The organism is Leifsonia sp. 10N434 (genome assembly GCF_056394405.1).
In genome coordinates this window covers 147303-165271 of record NZ_JBFTHV010000001.1, presented here as the reverse complement: position 1 = coordinate 165271, position 17969 = coordinate 147303, and the positions used below count along the sequence as shown (strand labels likewise).

The 17969-nt window shown below is 69.4% G+C and carries 15 protein-coding genes and 1 pseudogene; 12 read left to right on the top strand and 4 right to left on the bottom strand.

Annotated features, from left to right (window positions below; genetic code table 11):
* Positions 1 to 40 precede the first annotated feature (40 nt).
* The 8 genes and pseudogenes from AC1DB1_RS00740 (at position 41) to AC1DB1_RS00705 (ending at position 7942) form a co-directional block, all read left to right on the top strand.
* Positions 41 to 1087, top strand: coding sequence for a LacI family DNA-binding transcriptional regulator (locus AC1DB1_RS00740; protein WP_477199422.1), 1047 nt, complete (start codon positions 41 to 43; stop codon positions 1085 to 1087).
* A gap of 32 nt (positions 1088 to 1119) precedes the next feature.
* Positions 1120 to 2097, top strand: coding sequence for a LacI family DNA-binding transcriptional regulator (locus AC1DB1_RS00735; protein WP_477199421.1), 978 nt, complete (start codon positions 1120 to 1122; stop codon positions 2095 to 2097).
* Between the two features lie 193 nt (positions 2098 to 2290).
* Positions 2291 to 2923, top strand: a pseudogene (locus tag AC1DB1_RS00730) (MFS transporter); the annotation flags it as partial.
* Positions 2906 to 3571: an MFS transporter gene (locus AC1DB1_RS00725; RefSeq protein ID WP_477200065.1), complete on the top strand. Its 666-nt coding sequence runs from the start codon at positions 2906 to 2908 to the stop codon at positions 3569 to 3571. The pseudogene AC1DB1_RS00730 and the gene AC1DB1_RS00725, both read left to right, overlap by 18 nt.
* A 133-nt stretch (positions 3572 to 3704) precedes the next feature.
* On the top strand, positions 3705 to 4829 hold the full coding sequence (locus AC1DB1_RS00720) for a Gfo/Idh/MocA family protein (protein WP_477200064.1): 1125 nt from the start codon (positions 3705 to 3707) through the stop codon (positions 4827 to 4829).
* Positions 4826 to 5995, top strand: a complete 1170-nt coding sequence (locus tag AC1DB1_RS00715; protein WP_477199420.1) for a dihydrodipicolinate synthase family protein — start codon at positions 4826 to 4828, stop codon at positions 5993 to 5995. The genes AC1DB1_RS00720 and AC1DB1_RS00715 overlap by 4 nt, the downstream gene beginning before the upstream one ends.
* Positions 5992 to 6846, top strand: a complete 855-nt coding sequence (locus AC1DB1_RS00710; RefSeq protein ID WP_477199419.1) for a sugar phosphate isomerase/epimerase family protein — start codon at positions 5992 to 5994, stop codon at positions 6844 to 6846. Before AC1DB1_RS00715 ends, AC1DB1_RS00710 begins: the two co-directional genes overlap by 4 nt.
* Positions 6847 to 6850: 4 nt before the next feature.
* On the top strand, positions 6851 to 7942 hold the full coding sequence (locus AC1DB1_RS00705) for a glycerate kinase (RefSeq protein ID WP_477199418.1): 1092 nt from the start codon (positions 6851 to 6853) through the stop codon (positions 7940 to 7942).
* A gap of 3 nt (positions 7943 to 7945) precedes the next feature.
* Here AC1DB1_RS00705 and AC1DB1_RS00700 read toward each other — a convergent pair whose 3' ends face one another.
* Positions 7946 to 9400 carry a xylulokinase gene (locus tag AC1DB1_RS00700; RefSeq protein ID WP_477199417.1) on the bottom strand — a complete coding sequence of 485 codons (1455 nt, stop codon included), beginning with the start codon at positions 9398 to 9400 and terminating at the stop codon, positions 7946 to 7948.
* Between the two features lie 123 nt (positions 9401 to 9523).
* On the bottom strand, positions 9524 to 10717 hold the full coding sequence (gene xylA / locus AC1DB1_RS00695; protein WP_477199416.1) for a xylose isomerase: 1194 nt from the start codon (positions 10715 to 10717) through the stop codon (positions 9524 to 9526).
* Between the two features lie 352 nt (positions 10718 to 11069).
* On the opposite strand from xylA, the gene AC1DB1_RS00690 reads away from it, so the two are divergent.
* The gene (locus tag AC1DB1_RS00690; RefSeq protein WP_477200063.1) at positions 11070 to 12227 is read left to right on the top strand and encodes a Gfo/Idh/MocA family protein; all 1158 of its coding nucleotides are present in this window, start codon (positions 11070 to 11072) and stop codon (positions 12225 to 12227) included.
* A 24-nt stretch (positions 12228 to 12251) separates the two neighbouring features.
* Here AC1DB1_RS00690 and AC1DB1_RS00685 read toward each other — a convergent pair whose 3' ends face one another.
* Both AC1DB1_RS00685 and AC1DB1_RS00680 read right to left on the bottom strand, forming a co-directional pair.
* Positions 12252 to 13517, bottom strand: coding sequence for an endo-1,4-beta-xylanase (locus AC1DB1_RS00685; RefSeq protein WP_477199415.1), 1266 nt, complete (start codon positions 13515 to 13517; stop codon positions 12252 to 12254).
* A 20-nt stretch (positions 13518 to 13537) separates the two neighbouring features.
* Entirely contained in the window at positions 13538 to 14569 is a 1032-nt protein-coding gene (locus AC1DB1_RS00680; protein ID WP_271177272.1) for a LacI family DNA-binding transcriptional regulator, read from the bottom strand.
* A 195-nt stretch (positions 14570 to 14764) separates the two neighbouring features.
* Between AC1DB1_RS00680 and AC1DB1_RS00675 the strand changes: the two genes are divergently transcribed.
* From AC1DB1_RS00675 to AC1DB1_RS00665, 3 genes are read left to right on the top strand one after another with little or no spacing between them, the layout of a single operon-like run.
* Positions 14765 to 16063: an ABC transporter substrate-binding protein gene (locus AC1DB1_RS00675; RefSeq protein WP_271177271.1), complete on the top strand. Its 1299-nt coding sequence runs from the start codon at positions 14765 to 14767 to the stop codon at positions 16061 to 16063.
* A gap of 8 nt (positions 16064 to 16071) precedes the next feature.
* On the top strand, positions 16072 to 17097 hold the full coding sequence (locus AC1DB1_RS00670; RefSeq protein WP_477199414.1) for a carbohydrate ABC transporter permease: 1026 nt from the start codon (positions 16072 to 16074) through the stop codon (positions 17095 to 17097).
* Positions 17097 to 17969 (top strand): carbohydrate ABC transporter permease, encoded by an 873-nt coding sequence (locus tag AC1DB1_RS00665; RefSeq protein ID WP_477199413.1) that lies wholly within the window; start codon positions 17097 to 17099, stop codon positions 17967 to 17969. The genes AC1DB1_RS00670 and AC1DB1_RS00665 overlap by 1 nt, the downstream gene beginning before the upstream one ends.

Genomic DNA, 17969 nt, shown 5'->3' with positions numbered 1-17969 from the left:
CCGCATTCCCGGCGGTCTGCCCGTTCGCTAGGCTGGAGCGGTGAGCGAACCGCAGAGCGACGAGGGTCCGCGCAGGCCCGTCACGCTCGACGACGTCGCACTGCGCGCCGGGGTGTCCCAGCCGACCGCCTCCCGGGTGCTGAACGGCAGTGCGCGCAAAGTGGCGGAGAGCTACCGGACGAAGGTCTTGGCGGCCGCTCGCGAGCTCGGCTACACACCCAATCTCGCCGCGCAGGTCATCGCCCGCGGCTCCTCCCGCACGGTCGCCCTGATCATCAGCGGAATCTCCGATCCCTACTTCTCGGCGATGGCCGCCGCGATCATGCGGCAGGCCGAGGCCAACGACCTGCGCGTCTCGATCGCCGTCACCGACCGCCGCGTCGACCGCGAGCTCGACCTCGTGCGCGAGCTGCGCGGACAACAGCCGCAGGCGATCATCCTGGCCGGAACCGGCTATGTCGACCCGCCGAGCGGCGGCGAGCTGATCGCCGAACTCCAGCGCTACGAGGAGACCGGCGGCCGGGTGGTGCTGATCAGCCGCACCGACCTCCCGTTCGAGACGGTGACGTTCGACAACCACGAGGGGGCGCGAGAACTCGCCGCCGCACTCGCCGGGCTCGGCTACCGGCGCAGCCTGGTGCTCGGCAGCGCGACGCCGCTGCTCTCGATGCAGCAGCGCGTCGAGGGGTTCGTGGCCGGCATGGCGCAGTCGTCGGCCGGCGATGCCGTGACCGAGGTCGCGTATCCCGAGTTCACCTGGGAGGGCGCGCGGGACCACATCCTGGCGCTCTCCGATGACGAGCTCGACCGGTTGGAGCTGGTGTTCGCGATCACCGACGACATGGCACTCGGCGCGATCGCCGGCCTGCGCGCACGTGGGCTGCGCATCCCCGACGACATCGCCGTCGCCGGGTTCGACGACATCACGACGTTGCGGGATGTGGTGCCGCCCCTGACGACGGTGCACATCGCGCTCGACACGGTGGCCGAGGAGGCGATCAAGCGGGCGCTCAGTCCCGACGGCGACGTGCGCACCGTGCCGGCCTACCCGGTCGTCCGCGCCTCGACTCCGCGTCTTCACGGCTGATCGCCGATGAGCGGGCCGGATAGGGTGACGGTGTGACCGACAACGCCCCCACCCTCGCGCAGGTGGCCGACCACGCCGGAGTGTCGCTGGCCACCGCATCCCGCGCTCTCAACGGGAGCACGCGCAAGGTGAACCCGGAGCTCCAGGCGCGCGTCCTGGAGTCGGCCAGCGCCCTCGGCTACAGCGCCAACACGCAGGCGCAGGCGATGGCCCGCGGCACCAGCAACACGGTGGCCGTGGTGGTCGGTGACATCGCGGACCCGTACTTCTCCTCGATCGCGTCGGGGGTCATCCGGGTGGCCGATGACCGCGGTCTCGTCGTCACGCTCACGGCGACCGGGGTGGAGCCGTCGCGCGAGAAGGCGGCCCTCGCCGCACTCCGGGGACAGCGGCCCCGTGCCGTGATCCTCGCCGGAAGCCGTGTCGTGGACGCGGCCGCAGCGGACCTCGGGGCGCTCGACCGGGTCGCCGTGATCGGCTCGGCGGTCGACGGCGTGCGGTCCGTCGCCGTGCTCAACGCGGAGGGGGCCGCCGACCTCGCCCGTGCGCTCGTCTCGCGGGGCTACTCCGACTTCGTCGTGCTCGCCGGGCCGGAGAACCTCGTGACCGCGCGTGAGCGGACCGCGGGCTTCCTGAGCGTCGCACCGGATGCGCGGGTGCGGCACGGCGCGTTCTCCCGCGACGGCGGTTACGAGGCGATGGCCTCGGTGCTCGCCGAGGACGCCCGGCCGGGATGCGTGTTCGCGGTCACCGACGTGATGGCGGTCGGCGCGATGGCCGCCATGCGTGAGGCCGGAGTGCGCCCGGGCGACGACATCGCGATCGCCGGGTTCGACGACATCCCCCTGGTGCAGGATGTGACGCCATCCCTGACGACGGTCACCCTGCCGCTCGCCGAGATCGGCGCACGCGCACTCGAGCTCGCCCTCGCCGACGATGCGGGCGAGTCGCTCACCGAGCCCGTCGCCGGCGTGGTGACGCTGCGCGCATCGACACCGCTCCGTCCGTAGCCGCGGCGTCCGTCACGGTCGCCGTATCGGCCGGCCCCGCTCGGGCTCAGTGCCCCGCTGCGCCACGTCCGCTCCCTCGCCCTCCGTGCTGGATCGATGGGTTGACACCCCGTTCGATCGGTCTACGGTAACCGTTTGGTAAGCGCTTTCTCGCTAGCGCATCCTGATCACCGTCGATCGAAAGGGCTCTCTCGTGGCTGCAACCGACACCGCACCCACCCGTCTCAACGCCGACCAGCGCAACGCGTTCGTGGCGTCGCTGCTCGGCTGGATGATGGACGCATTCGACTACTTCATCATCGTGCTCGTCTACGCCGACATCGGCGCCGAGTTCGGGGTGCCGCTCGAGCAGATGGCATTCCTCACGACGATCACTCTCGTCATGAGACCCGTCGGCGCGTACCTGTTCGGGCTGTGGGCCGACCGGATCGGGCGCCGCGTCCCCTTGATGGTGGACGTCTGCTTCTACTCGGTCGTCGGCTTCCTCTGCGCGTTTGCGCCCAACTTCACCGTTCTGTTCATCCTGCGCCTGCTCTACGGCATCGGGATGGGCGGCGAGTGGGGTCTGGGCGCCGCACTCACCATGGAGAAGGTGCCGCGGCAGCGTCGCGGGTTCTACTCGGGCATCCTCTAGGCGGGGTACTCGGCCGGCTATCTGCTCGCCGCGCTCGCCTTCCTGCTCGTGCACTCCGTGTTCGGCCTGAGCTGGCGCTGGCTGTTCGCCCTGAGCATCCTGCCTGCGCTCATCACGCTCATCATCCGCTCGCGGGTGAAGGAGTCCGAGGTGTGGGAGAACACGCAGGACAAGATGCGCAAGGCGAACACCTCGATCCGCCGGGTGTTCTTCGACGGCCGGGTGCTCCGCCGGTTCGTGTACCTGGTGCTGCTGATGGCAGCGTTCAACTGGATGAGCCACGGTACGCAGGACATCTACCCGACGTTCCTGAAGGCGACGGATCACGGGGGAGCCGGGCTGGATGCGGCGACCGCCGGCTGGATCGTCGTGATCTACAACATCGGGGCGATCGTCGGTTGCATCACCCTCGGGTCGTTGTCCGACCGCTGGGGGCGCAAGGCGACGATCATCCTGGGCGCTGCGCTGACCCTGCCGATCATCCCGATCTTCGCCTTCTCGACGACGGCCGGTCTGCTCTGCCTGGGCTCCGCGCTCATCCAGTTCACCACCCAGGGAGCCTGGGGAGCGATCCCGGCGCACCTCAATGAGATGTCGCCGAACGCGATCCGCGGGTTCTATCCCGGAGTGACGTATCAGCTCGGCAATGTGATCGCCGCGTTCAACCTGCCGATCCAGCAGGCCCTGGCGCCGCAGCTCGGGTACGGATGGGCGATGGCGTCGACCGTGGGGATCGCGGCCATCGCGGTGATCGTGCTCACCGCGCTCGGACGGCAGGCGAAGGGGATCGACTTCCACGCGGCCGACGCGGTGGAGACGCCCGCCCGCGCCCGAGGTTGACGATCTCCGCAGGCGATGGCTACCATCGGGTAAGCGCTTTCCCGAATCGGGGAACACGCGAACCTGCGGCAGCATCGCCGGCACCCAGAACGAGGGAGTTCCCGTGGCAGAGACCACCACCATCGGCATCATCATGAACGGCGTCTCCGGGCGCATGGGATATCGGCAGCACCTGCTGCGGTCGATCCTGGCGATCCGCGACCAGGGCGGGGTGAGGTTGTCCGACGGCAGCCGGGTGCAGGTCGAGCCGCTCCTGGTCGGGCGCAGTGAGGCCAAGCTGGCCGAACTCGCCGCTCGGCACGGGATCGAGAACTACACGACCGACCTGGATGCGGCCCTGGCCGACGACCGCTGGCAGATCTACTCCGACTTCCTCGTGACCAAGGCGCGCGTTCCTGCCATCACGAAGGCCATCGCCGCCGGCAAGGCGATCTACACCGAGAAGCCGACCGCTGAGAGCTACGAGGACGCCCTCGAGCTGGCGAGGCTCGCGCAGTCCGCCGGAGTCAAGAACGGCGTGGTGCACGACAAGCTCTATCTGCCCGGGCTGCGCAAGCTCAAGCGGCTCATCGACTCCGGATTCTTCGGCCGCATCCTCTCGGTTCGCGGGGAGTTCGGGTACTGGGTGTTCGAGGGCGACTGGCAGGCCGCGCAGCGCCCGAGCTGGAACTACCGCGCGGAAGACGGCGGCGGGATCGTGGTCGACATGTTCCCGCACTGGAGCTACGTGCTCGAGAACCTCTTCGGCCGTGTCGAGTCCGTCTACGCCCGCGCCGTCACCGAGATCCCGCAGCGCGTCGACGAGAACGGTGACACGTACGCGGCGACGGCCGACGACGCCGCCTACGCGATCTTCGAGCTCGCCGGCGGAATCACGGCCCAGCTCAACTCCAGCTGGACCACGCGCGTGAACAGGGACGAGCTGGTCGAGTTCCAGGTCGACGGCACGCTCGGCAGCGCGGTCGTCGGGCTCTTCGGCTGCAAGATCCAGCCGCGGAACGCGACGCCCAAGCCCGTGTGGAACCCCGACATCGCCGACGAGCACGACTACGACGCCGACTGGATCGAGTCGCCGGCGAACGACGTGTTCGAGAACGGGTTCAAGACCCAGTGGGAGGAGTTCATCCGCCACGTGGCCGAAGACGGACCCAATGCCTTCGACTTCCTGGCCGGAGCGCGCGGCGTGCTGCTGGCGGAGGAGGGCCTCCGCTCGTCGCGCGAGGGTCGCCGCATCGAGCTGCCCGAGGTGACCCTGTGACGGCTGACGACCGGCTCGTCCTCCTGCACGCCGACGGAACCACGGGGTCGGCCGCACTCGCCGCAGCGCCCTCCTTCAGTCGTCCCACCACGCCTCTCGCCTCCCGCACCGCCTATGCGGCCGCGCACGTGGTGCCGAAGCCCTGGGCCGAGAACGTGCCGGGCGCGCCGGCCGACATCGACTGGGATGCGACGCTCGCGTTCCGCCGCCACGTCTGGTCGTGGGGACTCGGCGTCGCCGACGCGATGGACACGGCGCAGCGCAACATGGGCCTGGATGCCCGCGCTACGCGCGAACTGATCACGCGGAGCGCGGCGGAGGCGAAGGCCGCCGGCGGTGCGCTGGTGGTCGGCGTCAACACCGATCACGTCGACGACGAGGTCATCTCCCTCGACGCCGTGATCGACGCCTACGTCGAGCAACTGCAGTTCACGGAGGACGCCGGTGCCGGCGTCGTGCTCATGGCCAGCCGGCATCTCGCCCGGGCGGCGTCGTCGGCCTCGGACTACGAACGCGTCTACCGCTCGGTGCTCGAGCGGGCCTCGACGCCGGTCGTGCTGCACTGGCTCGGCGCCGCGTTCGATCCGGTACTCGCCGGGTACTTCGGCTCGACCGACTCCGCGACCGCCGGCGAGACCGTGCTGCGCATCATCGGCGAGAACGCCGATCGGGTGAGCGGCATCAAGATGAGCCTGCTGGATGCCGGGGCCGAGATCGCACTGCGTTCGCGCCTCCCGCAGACCGCGCGGATGTTCACCGGCGACGACTTCAACTATGTCGGGCTGATCGCGGGCGACGAGCGCGGGCACTCGGATGCGCTGCTCGGCGCGTTCGCTGCGCTCGCGCCCACTGCGTCCGCGGCGATCCAGGCTCTCGATGCCGGCGACACCGGACGCTACCGCGAGGTGCTCGGTCCGACCGAGGAGCTCTCCCGCCAGATCTTCGCGGCGCCCACCTTCTATTACAAGACGGGAGTCGCCTTCCTCTCCTGGCTCAACGGGCATCAGGCGTCGTTCACCATGATCGGCGGTCTGCATGCCGCGCGGAGCCTGCCGCATCTCTCCGAGATCGTGCGCCTCGCGAATGCGTCCGGTGCGCTGGAGCGTCCCGAGCTCGCTGCCGGCCGCTGGCATGCGCTGCTGCGGCTGAACGGTGTCGAGGCATGACCGCGCATCCTCGTCTCTCGATCAATCAGGCGACGATCAAGTACGCCGGCCTCGACGAGGCGCTGCGGCTGACCCGCGACGCCGGCGTGCAGAGCATCGGGCTCTGGCGGGAGCCGGTGGCCGAGGTGGGACTCGCCGAGGCGGCCGCGCGGGTCGCGGACTCCGGGCTGCGCGTCTCGAGCCATTGCCGGTCGGGCTTCTTCACCGCTGTGGAGGGACCGGAGCGCCGCGCTTCGATCGACGACAACCGCCGCGCGATCGAGGAGGCGGCGACGCTCGCTGCCGCCGGTGCGCCGGGATCGGTCGCTGTGCTCGTGCTCGTCGCGGGCGGTCTTCCCGAGGGATCGACCGACATCGTCGCGGCCCGCGAGCGCGTGCGCGACGCGATCGGCGAGCTGGAGCCGGCCGCGCGCGCCGCCGGGGTGACTCTCGCACTGGAGGCGCTGCATCCCATGTACGCCGCCGACCGGGCCGTGCTCTCGACCCTCGGTCAAGCGCTCGACCTGGCGGAGCAGTTCCCGGCGGAGTCGGTCGGCGTGGTGGTCGACACCTTCCATGTGTGGTGGGATCCCCAGGTGCTGGAGCAGATCGCCCGGGCGGGGGCCGGCGGCCGCATCGCGAGCTACCAGGTGTGCGACTGGGTCACCCCGCTCGCCGCCGACGTCCTGCTCTCGCGCGGCATGATGGGCGACGGGCACATCGACTTCGGCTCGCTCACGCGCGCGGTCGCCGACGCGGGTTACACCGGCGACGTCGAGGTCGAGATCTTCAACCAGCAGCTCTGGGACGCCGACCGGGCGGCCGTCGTCGACCGCACGGTGAGGGCGTTCGCCGAGAACGTGCCACTGTAGTCGCATGCCGCACACCGTCGTCATCGCACCCGACTCGTTCAAGGGGTCGGCGTCGGCCGCCGCGATCGCCTCGGCGGTCGCCGACGGCTGGGCGTCGGTTCGGCCCGACGACCGGCTGGTCCTCGCGCCGATGGCAGACGGCGGTGAGGGCACGCTCGACGCGTTCGAGCTGGCCGTGCCGGGTTCCGTGCGCCACCGGTTGAGCGTGCTCGGTCCGGACGGCGCGGAGGTCGAGGCGTCGTGGCTGCAACTGCCCGACGGAACCGGCGTCGTCGAACTCGCCGAGACCAGCGGCCTGGCGCTGATGCCGGTGCTCGCACCGCTGGAGGCGCACACGTTCGGATTCGGGCAGGCCATCGCGGCGGCGCTCGCCGCCGGAGTGCCGCGCCTGCTGCTCGCCATCGGCGGAAGCGCCTCCACCGACGGGGGTGTCGGCGCCCTGGCCGCACTGGGCGCGCACTTCGTGGATGCCTCGGGGCGACCCATCCGGCTCGGCAACCGCGGGCTCGGTACGCTCGCCCGCGCCGACCTCAGCGGCCTGCCGCCCCTGCCGCCGGAAGGCGTGCGGATCCTGAGCGATGTGACCAACCCACTGCTCGGGCCGACCGGCGCCGCCGCCGTCTTCGGGCCGCAAAAGGGCGCGGACCCCGCACAGGTGACCGGCCTCGAGTCCGGTCTCGCGCGACTCGCGCGCGCGGTCGGCCGACGACCGTATGCGGTGGGCGCCGGGGCGGCGGGAGGAACCGGCTACGGCCTCCTCGCGTGGGGCGCCACGCTGGCGCCAGGCGCGGCCGCAGTGGGGGAGGCGTTGGGGCTCCCGGCCCTCGTGGCGAACGCGGATGCGGTGGTCACCGGCGAAGGGCGGTTCGATTCGCAGTCGGCCGCGGGCAAGGTGCCGGAGTACGTGTCCGGGCTGGCCGCGGCCGCAAGGGTTCCCGCGCTGCTGGTCGCGGGTGCGATCGACGCACCGGCCGACGCCTTCGTCGCGACGGCGTCACTGAGCGAACGGGCGGGAGGTTCGGCGGCGGCGATCGCCGACGCGCCGCACTGGGCGCGGGCGGCCGGCGCCGCCCTCGCTACCGGATTCTCGGACTGACCGTCAGGCGCGCGCGGCCGCGTACTGCTCGCGGATCACGGGACGCACATCCACCGCGAGCTCCGTGGTGAGCTCGACCGCCCACGACGGCCGCTCGCCCGTGAGCGCCCACGCCGCCTGAACCGCGCCGCCGTCGGCGACGTACTCGCCGGGTGCTGGGACCACGATCGGCGCGTCGAACACCTGGGCGGCAACGCTCTGCACGGCCGGGTTGAGCGCGGCGCCGCCGATCAGCAGGATGCGCTGCTCCTTCACCCCGACCGACCGCACGGCGTCGAGGCCGTCGGCGAGTCCGCAGAGCATCCCCTCGATGGCGGCGCGCGCGAGGTTCGCCGGCCGGGTCGAGGCGATCGTCAGCCCGTGGATACTGGCCGTCGCGTCGGGCAGGTTGGGCGTGCGCTCGCCCTCGAAGTACGGCACGAGCACCACGCCGCCGGCGCCGGGCTCGGCCTCGAGAGCCAGGGCGGCGAGGCCGTCGTGGTCGAGCGAGAGCAGGTCGGCGATCGAGCTGAGCACGCGCGCCGCGTTGAGGGTCGCGATGAGGGGGAGGCTGAGGCCGCTGGCGTCGGCGAAGCCGGCGACCGTTCCCGAGCTGTCGGCGACGGGTGCATCGGTGACCGCGAAGACCGTTCCGCTGGTGCCGATCGACACCACCACGTCGCCGTCGGTCGCACCGAGCCCGAGCGCCGCACCCGCGTTGTCGCCGGCGCCGGGGCCGACGAGCACACCGTCGGGCGTCCGGCCGGCGGCCTCCGACGGGCCGAGCACGCGCGGCAGCACGACGGGCGCTTCGCCGGCCCCGTCGGCGCCGTCGGCGGCACGGGACCCGGCCTCACGCCCGGCGCGCCCGAGCGCCAGCTCGAACAGCTCGGCGTCGTACGCGCCCGAGACGGCGCTCCAGTAGGCCGTGCCGCTCGCGTCGGAGCGGTCGGTCGTCAGCGCTTCGAGGTCGGGACCGAGCGGGCTCTCGCCCGCCGGACCGTAACCGAGCAGTCGCCAGGTGAGCCAGTCGTGGGGGAGTGCGACGGCCGCCACCTTCGCCGCGTTCGCCGGTTCCGCATCCCGGAGCCAGCGGAGCTTGGTCGCGGTGAACGAGGCCACCGGCACCACACCGACACGTCGGGCGTAGTCGGATGCTCCCACCGCGTCGATGAGGTCGAGCGCGGCCTGGGCGCTGCGCGTGTCGTTCCAGAGCAGGGCGTCGCGGATGACGCGACCCTCCGCATCCAGCACGACCATGCCGTGCTGCTGCCCGGCGATCGAGATCGCTGCGACGTCGTCGAGGCCGCCGGCCGCCGCGATCGCGGACTGCAGGGCGTCCCACCACGCCGACGGAGCGACCTCCGTGCCGTCCGGATGCGCGGCGCGCCCCGAGCGCACCAGCGCGCCGGTCTCGAGGTCGCGCACGACCACCTTGCAACTCTGGGTCGACGAGTCGACTCCGGCCACGAGTGTCATCGGGGCTCACTCCTCAGGATCGAAGAAACGTCGTCGAGGGGCGGCGAACGCACCGGATCACTCCGGTGGAAGGTGCGTTCGCCGCCCCTCAACGACAGGGGGAACAGCAGGGGAAAAGCAGGGTCAGCCGCGGGCGCCGATGAGGTGCTCGAGGGCGAGCTGCTGCAGGCGCACGAAGCCGAAGCCCTTGCCGCCGAAGTACGCGTCCGCGTCGAACTCCTCGTAGGCCGAGGTGTCGGCCAGCAGGTCGTCGTAGCTCTCGCCGTCGTTCAGCGTGTTCACCGACAGCTGGGTGACGCGCGACGCTTCGAGAGCCTCCTGCACCTCGGGGTCGGCGCGGAACGCCTGCGCACGCTCCTTGAGCAGCAGGTAGGTGCGCATGTTGGCCGCGGCGGAGTCCCACACGCCGGTGATGTCCTCGGTGCGCGACGGCTTGTAGTCGAAGTGACGCGGACCCTCGTAGGACGGGCCGCCGTTGGGGCCGCCGTTCTCGAGCAGGTCGACGAGGGCGAACGCGTTCTGCAGGTCGCCGTGGCCGAACACGAGGTCCTGGTCGTACTTGATGCCGCGCTGGCCGTTGAGGTCGATGTGGAACAGCTTGCCCTGGTAGAGGGCCTGGGCGATGCCGGCGGCGAAGTTGAGGCCGGCCATCTGCTCGTGCCCGACCTCGGGGTTCACACCGACGAGCTCGGGGCGCTCGAGCGTCTCGATGAAGGCGAGCGCGTGGCCGACGGTCGGCAGCAGGATGTCGCCGCGGGGCTCGTTGGGCTTGGGCTCGATCGCGAACTTGATGTCGTAGCGTTTGTCGGTCACGTACTGGCCGAGCAGGTTCACGGCCTCGCGGTAGCGCTCGAGCGCGGCCCGGATGTCCTTGGCGGCGTCGTACTCGGCGCCCTCGCGGCCGCCCCACATCACGAACGTCTTGGCGCCGAGCTCGGCGGCCAGGTCGAGGTTGCGGAGCACCTTGCGCAGGGCGAACCGGCGGACGGCGCGGTCGTTCGAGGTAAAGCCGCCGTCTTTGAAGACCGGGGCGCTGAACAGGTTCGTGGTGACCATCGGCACGATGACGCCGGTGTCGCTGAGGACCTGCTTGAGGCGGTCGATCTGCTTCTGCCGCTCGGCGTCGGTGGAGCCGAACGCGAAGAGATCGTCGTCGTGGAAGGTCAGACCGTATGCGCCCAGCTCGTTGAGCTTGGTGACGGCCTCGACCACGTCGAGCTGGGGGCGGGTGGGGCCACCGAACGGGTCGGTGCCGTTGTATCCGATGGTCCAGAGTCCGAACGAGAACTTGTCGGCGCGGGTCGGTGTCGTAGTCATGGGTGTTCCTTCAGCGGCGTTGGTGAATGCAGCGATGATTTGTTGCGTGACTCAACATATCATCCGATCGCCCATTCCGAAACCCCGATCGGCGCGACTCATCCCTGACTCGCGTCTCAGCGCGGGTCGCGCGTGCCCGCCCACCTCGTCGAGTCGGGGATTAAGCACGCGAATCCGCCGATCCGCGTGATTAATCCCCGACTCGCGTGCCAGCGGTTGGGCGCGGCCCCGAGCACGCGCACAGCGCGCACGACTTGCGCGGCCGCGCGGGGCGAGGCTACGGTGCAGACCGCCGACGACTGCGAAGGAGCATCACATGAACCGCACAACGAAGCCGACCCTCGGGGTCGCGATGGTGGGCTACGGATTCATGGGAGCCGCCCACTCGCAGGGCTGGCGCGTGGCTCCGCGCTTCTTCGACCTCGACGCCGAGCCCGTGATGCGCACGATCGTCGGCCGGGACGCCGAGCGGGTCGAGGATGCGCGGGTGCGATTCGGGTGGGAGCGCGCGGAGACCGACTGGCGGCGCGTCATCGAGGATCCGGACATCGACATCGTCGACATCTGCACGCCGGGCGACTCCCATGCGGAGATCGCGATCGCTGCGCTCGAAGCGGGCAAGCACGTGCTGTGCGAGAAGCCGCTCGCGAACTCGGTCGACGAGGCCGAGCGCATGGCCGAGGCCGCGGACGCCGCGCGAGCCAGGGGCATCCGGTCGATGGTCGGCTTCAGCTACCGCCGCGTTCCAGCGATCGGCTTCGCCAGGAAGCTCGTTCAGGATGGCCGTCTCGGCGACATCCGGCAGGTGCGCGCGGCGTATCTGCAGGACTGGCTCACCGACGAGGACGGCCCGATGACCTGGCGGCTCGACAAGACGCTCGCCGGCTCGGGTGCACTCGGCGATATCGGCGCACACGCGATCGACCTCGTCGAGCACCTCACCGGATCGCGGCTCGCGACGGTGAGCGGGACGCTCGAGACCTTCGTCACCGAGCGCCCGCTGCTCGGGGAGACCGTCGGCCTCTCGGGGACCGCGTCGGAGGAGCGCGGGCGCGTCACCGTGGACGATGCAGCGTGGTTCACGGCGCGGCTCGCGGGCGGTCACGCCGATCGCGCCGTCGGATCGTTCGAGGCGACGCGCTATGCGACCGGACGCAAGAACGCGCTGCGCGTCGAGCTGAGCGGCTCCCGCGGCGCGATCGCCTTCGACCTCGAGGCGATGAACGAACTGCAGTTCTACGACGCGACCGCGCCGGCGGGGGAGCAGGGGTTCACGCGCATCATCGTGACCGAGCCCGAGCATCCGTACATGGCCAACTGGTGGCCGACCGGGCACGCGATCGGCTACGAGCACGCGTTCTCGCACGAGGTGGTCGACTTCGTCGGAGCCATCACCTCCGGCTCCGACCCTGAGCCGTCGTTCGACGACGGGCTCCACGTTCAGCGCGTGCTCGCGGCCGTCGAGCGCAGTGCCGCCGATGGAAGCTCATGGACGCCGACCGCGCCGTGAGCGATCAGTCGGCGATGCCGGTCGTCACGCCCGGAGGCCGACCCGGCGATCGCCGGTGTTGGCGAGCGCCCCCCGCTCGCTCCCCAGCGTGAACGCACCCGATCCGATGCCGGCACGCACCTCGTAGTCGCCCGCGAAACCGGCGACCGCGATCCGGCCGTCGTCGTCCGTCGTGGCGGTGGTCGGCGACATCCACCACTCGTCCTTCACGAGCCGGCGCAGCGCGTGATAGGCGGGCTTCGGTGTTCCGTCGGCGCGCACCAGCCCGATCGGAGCGCCCAGCCACGCGCCGACGTCGGTGATGCCCCAGTAGGTGATGGCCTCGACGGCGGGATGCCCGACGAGTGAGCGGTAGTGCCGCTCGAGTTCGTCGGCCTGACGGGCCTCGCCGTCGGGTGTGGATGGCCACTGCTCGACCTGGTAATCGTTCAGGTCGACGATGTGCGCAGGCATCAGCTCGCCGGAGACGAGCGAGGTCTCGGTCAGCTGCAGCGGCAGACCGTACCGGGCGAACCGGTCCACGACACCGAGAACCTCGTCTTCGCCTCGGTAGCCCTGGTGCATGTGCGTCTGCAGCCCGATGGCGTCGATCCGGATGCCCGCCTCGAGCACTTCCTCGATCAGGCACTCGTAGGCGCTCGACAGGTCGAAGTCGTTGAGCACGAGGCGCGCCGCCGGATTCGCAGCGCGCGCCTCCTCGAACGCCATCCGGACCATCGGGATGCGCCCCTTCGCGCGGGCGAGCGGGGTGATCGCGTTGTCGCCGTTGTCGAACACCGGCATGATGACGACCTCGTTGATCGCGTCCCAGGTGTCGATGAGGCCGGCGAAGCCGCCCACTTCGCGACGGATGCGCTCGCGCTGCAGGCTCTCGACCTCGTCGAGCGGCAGTCCGAGCAGCCAGTCGGGCTGCACGGTGTGCCAGACGAGCGGATGACCCTTCAGTTCGACGCCGCGCTCACGGAACCAGCGTGCCGTCTGCACCAGCCGCGCCGTGTCCGGCCTGCCCCGCACCGCCTCGAAGCGGGCCCAGTAGAACGGCAGGGTGGCGGTGTTGAAGACGTCGACGAAGAGCTCGGCCAGCTCCGGAGTGCCGACGTCGTCGGGTTCGCCGTTCGCCGCCGCGATGAAGTCGAAACCGATGTTCCCGAAACGGAAGGCGTGCGCGGTCTGCGCGACGACCACCTCGGTGCCGGGCAACGGCGAACCCGCGGGATCCGTGACCGTGATGACGTTCTCGCAGAGCCTGTTCGCCGGCGCCGAGCGTGCGCCGAGCGTGACCTTCTGCATGCGTGCGGAGGGCTTCCTGCTCAGCGGACCGGTGCCGGGCCGGTGCTGCCGCGGACGACCAGCTCGGCGGGGAGATGCACCCGGCTCGGGACATCGCGGCCGTCGAGCAGCTCGATGAGCATTTGCAGGGCCTGCGCGCCGATGTCGTGCAGCGGCTGGGCGAGGGTGGTCAGCGGGGGCGTCGACGTCCTCGCCTCGGGGATGTCGTCGAAGCCGACGATCGACAGGTCGTCCGGCACGCGCAGCCCGAGCTCGTCCGCCGCCCGGATGACGCCGAGCGCCGACATGTCGTTCGCGGCGAAGACGGCGGTCGGCCGATCGGCACGTGTGAGCAGCTCTCGTGCCGCCTCCGCGGTCTGGACGGTCTGGTAGCCGCCGTCGACGACCAGGGCGGGGTCGAACGGGATGCCGGCCTCGGCGAGCGAATCGCGATACCCCGATTCGCGCAGCTGGGCGGATGCGAGATCGCGACGGCCCCTGATGTGCGCGATGCGACGGTGCCCCAGCTCGATGAGGTGGCGGGTCGCCACGCGTGCTCCGCCGAGATTGTCGGAGTCGATCGTCGACGGGCCGCCCTGCCCGGTGTGCGGGTCGATCGCGACGACGGGGATGGAGCTCGTGGGGATCAGCACGGTCGGCGTCACGATGATGGCGCCGTCGATGAGGGTGCCGGCCAGCCGGGACAGCGATCGGCGCTCCCAGCCGACGGGACTGTTGCCGGCGACGAGCCCGGAATACGCGAGCAGTTCATAGCCCGCGTCAGCGGCCGCCGTCGACGCGCCCTTGAGGAGCTCGACGGAGAACGACTCGAACTCGGCGACCAGGATCCCGATGACGTTCGTGCGCTGCCGGCGCAGGCTGCTGGCGACGAGAGAGGTCTCATAGCCGAGAGCGGCCACGACGTCGAGCACGCGCTTCGAGGTGGCCGGCGCGACGCCGTAGCGGCCGTTGACGACCTTCGACACCGTGGGGATGGAGACGCCCGCCTCACGAGCCACATCGCTGATGGTCACTCGCCCCAGCGGCAGCGAGGAATTGACGGGCGCGGACATGTTGTCACAATACAGTGCAGACGCCCGCGCGCCAGGGACCCGGCCGCATTTCGACATCGATATCGATAACGGTATTGAAATCGTTATCGATATCGATGTCGATATCGATTGACAAACAACATATCCGGATGGGAGGCTCTGTCTCGCGGCAGTCGGCTGCCGTGTGTCTCCAATCACTACCAGGGAGTTTCCACAATGAAGAGGAAAATTCGAGTCGCGAGCCTGCTCGCCCTCGCAGCGGGTACAGCATTGCTCGCCACGGGCTGCAGCGGCAGCGGCGACAACAGCGCATCGAGTGACGGCAAAGTCACCATGACCTTCTGGCACAACTCGACGACCGGTCCCGGCGCTGAGTTCTGGAAGACGACCGTTGCGGACTTCGAGAAGGCCAACCCGAACGTCACGATCAAGATCCAGGCGATCCAGAACGAGGACCTCGACGGAAAGCTCCAGACGGCGCTCAACTCCGGCGATGCTCCCGACATCTTCCTGCAGCGCGGTGGCGGCAAGATGGCGGCGATGGCCGACGCCGGCCAGCTGATGGACATCACGGATTCGATCGCAGCAGAGACCAAGTCGGCCGTCGGCGCCGGGGCGTTCAAGGGCGAGTCGTACGACGGCAAGGTCTACGCCATGCCGGTGGACGTGCTCCCCGAGGGGATCTACTACAGCCAGGATCTCTTCAAGGCCGCCGGCATCACCACGCCTCCGACGAGCATGGACGAGCTCAACGCCGCCATCACGAAGCTCAAGTCGACCGGCGTCGCTCCTGTCGCCGTCGGCGCGAAAGACGCGTGGCCCGCGGCTCACTGGTACTACAACTTCGCCCTTCGCGAGTGCAGCGAGGACACCCTCGCCAAGTCGGCCAAAGATCTGAAGTTCGACGCCGACTGCTGGAAGAAGGCCGGTGACGACGTCGCGGCGTTCAACGCCACGAAGCCGTTCAACAACGGCTTCCTCACCACCTCGGCACAGCAGGGTGCCGGAAGCTCGGCCGGGCTCGTGGCCAACCACAAGGCGGCGATGGAGCTCATGGGCGCGTGGGATCCGGGAGTGATCGCATCGCTCACGCCTGACGAGAAGCCGCTGCCCGACCTCGGCTGGTTCCCGTTCCCGACCATCTCCGGTGGCGAGGGCGACGCCCAGGCGATGATGGGTGGAATCGACGGATTCTCGTGCTCGGCCAAGGCTCCGAAGAAGGAGTGCACGGCGTTCCTGAACTACATCACGACCAAGAGCGTGCAGGAGGCGTACTACAAGGCCTTCAACGCGATCCCCGTCAACAAGGACGCTCAGGCCCTCATCACCGAGCCCTACCTCAAGTCCGTTCTCGAGGCCTACAACAAGGCTCCGTACGTGTCGCAGTTCCTCGACACGCTGCTCGGCCAGAACGTCGGAAACGCGATGAACACCGCGGTCGTCGACCTCCTCGCCGGTAAGGGCACCTCGGACGACATCGTCAAGGCTGTCAACCAAGCCGCGGCCAAGGGATAACAAGCACCATGAGCAGTTCCCTCGGCGCGACGTCGTTCACCGAAGACCCATCGCCGCGGGGCCAGCAGAAGGACGGGGACGACGCAGTCACTGCGTCGTCCCCGGCCCGACCGCGGCCCAAGCGAGGCAAGGCGGACTGGCGACAGCGCTTCGAGATCACGATCCTCTCCGGACCGGCGATCATCATGTTCGTCGCGTTCGTGATCTTCCCGGTCGTGCTGGCCGCGTACTACGGCTTCTTCCGCTGGAAGGGCTACGGGGCGCCGACCGATTTCATCGGTCTAGGTAACTACGCCGTCATCTTCACCGACAGCGCTTTCCACGATGCGGTTATGCACAACGGAATCATCGTCGTCCTCTCGCTGGTCATCCAGGGCCCGGTGGCACTCCTGCTGGCGCTTCTCCTGAACCAGAAGATCCGCGGGCGCACCATCATCCGCATCCTGATCTTCGTGCCGTACGTGATCGCCGAGGTGATCGTGGGCACCGGCTGGAGCCTGATGCTCCAGACGAACGGCGCCGTCAACGATCTGCTGCAGACCATCGGCCTGGGCGCGTTGCGCGCCGACTGGCTCTCCGACCCGAACATCGCCATCTGGTCGCTTATGGTCATCATCTCCTGGAAGTACATCGGCTTCGCCGTCATCCTCTTCCTGGCAGGCATGCAGTCCATTCCGGACGAGCTCTTCGAGGCCGCCGCGATCGACGGCGCGAGCTACTGGCAGATCCAGCGACGCATCACCCTTCCGCTTCTCGGTCCGACCGTGCGGATCTGGGCGTTCCTGTCGATCATCGGTTCCCTGCAGCTGTTCGACCTGGTGTACATCATCTGGGGTCAGTACGTCGCCTCCACGGCCGGCACCTCCACCATGGCGACCTACATGGTCGCCAACGGGCGCACCTCGGGCAACTACGGCTACGGCAACGCCGTCGCCGTGGTCATGTTCGTGATCTCGCTCGTGATCGCACTGATTTACCAGCGCTTCGTGTTGCGACGCGACATGGTGGGCGCTGTGACCGAGAGGCAGAAGTAATGTCAGCGACAACCGTCGGAATCGCGCCAACCCCGCTGCGCAAGGCCCGAAAGGGCGAGAAGTGGGGCAGCCCGCTCACCTACTTCATCGCGCTCGTCTTCATCGCGCTCTGCCTCGCCCCTGTGCTCTACATCGTGCTCGGCGGGTTCCGCTCGAACTCGCAGATCACGTCGTCGCCGGCCGGGCTGCCCGACCCCTGGAAGTTCCAGAACTACGTCGACGTGCTCACCGGGTCGACCTTCTGGGTCGAGGTCGGCAACTCGGCGATCGTCGGCATCGTCACCACCGCGGTGGTGGTCGTGCTCGGGCTCATGGTGAGCTTCGTGCTGGCCCGCTACGAGTTCCGCGGCAAGGGCGCGATGTACGCGCTGTTCGCCGCCGGGCTCATGTTCCCGCTCACGGTCGCCATCACGCCGCTGTACATCCTGGTGAAAGATCTCGGGCTGACCAACAACCTGGCCGGCGTCATCCTGCCGCAGATCGGCTTCGCGCTCCCCACCACCGTGATCATCCTGGTGCCGTTCATCAAGGCGATCCCGGTGGAACTGGAGGAGGCAGCGGCCCTCGACGGCGCGAGCAGGCTCGGATTCTTCTTCCGGATGGTGATGCCGTTGTCGATCCCCGGCGTGGTGACCACGGGAATCCTCGCGTTCATCGCGAGCTGGAACAACTACCTGCTTCCCCTGTTCATCCTCAACGACCAGTCGACGTTCACGCTGCCGCTCGGCGTCCAGGCGTTCTCGTCGCAGTATTCGGTGGACACCGCCAAAGTGCTGGCGTTCACCTCGCTCTCCATGATTCCCGCGCTGATCTTCTTCGCGCTGTTCCAGCGCCAGATCGTGGGTGGACTGACCGGGGCCGTGAAGGGGTGA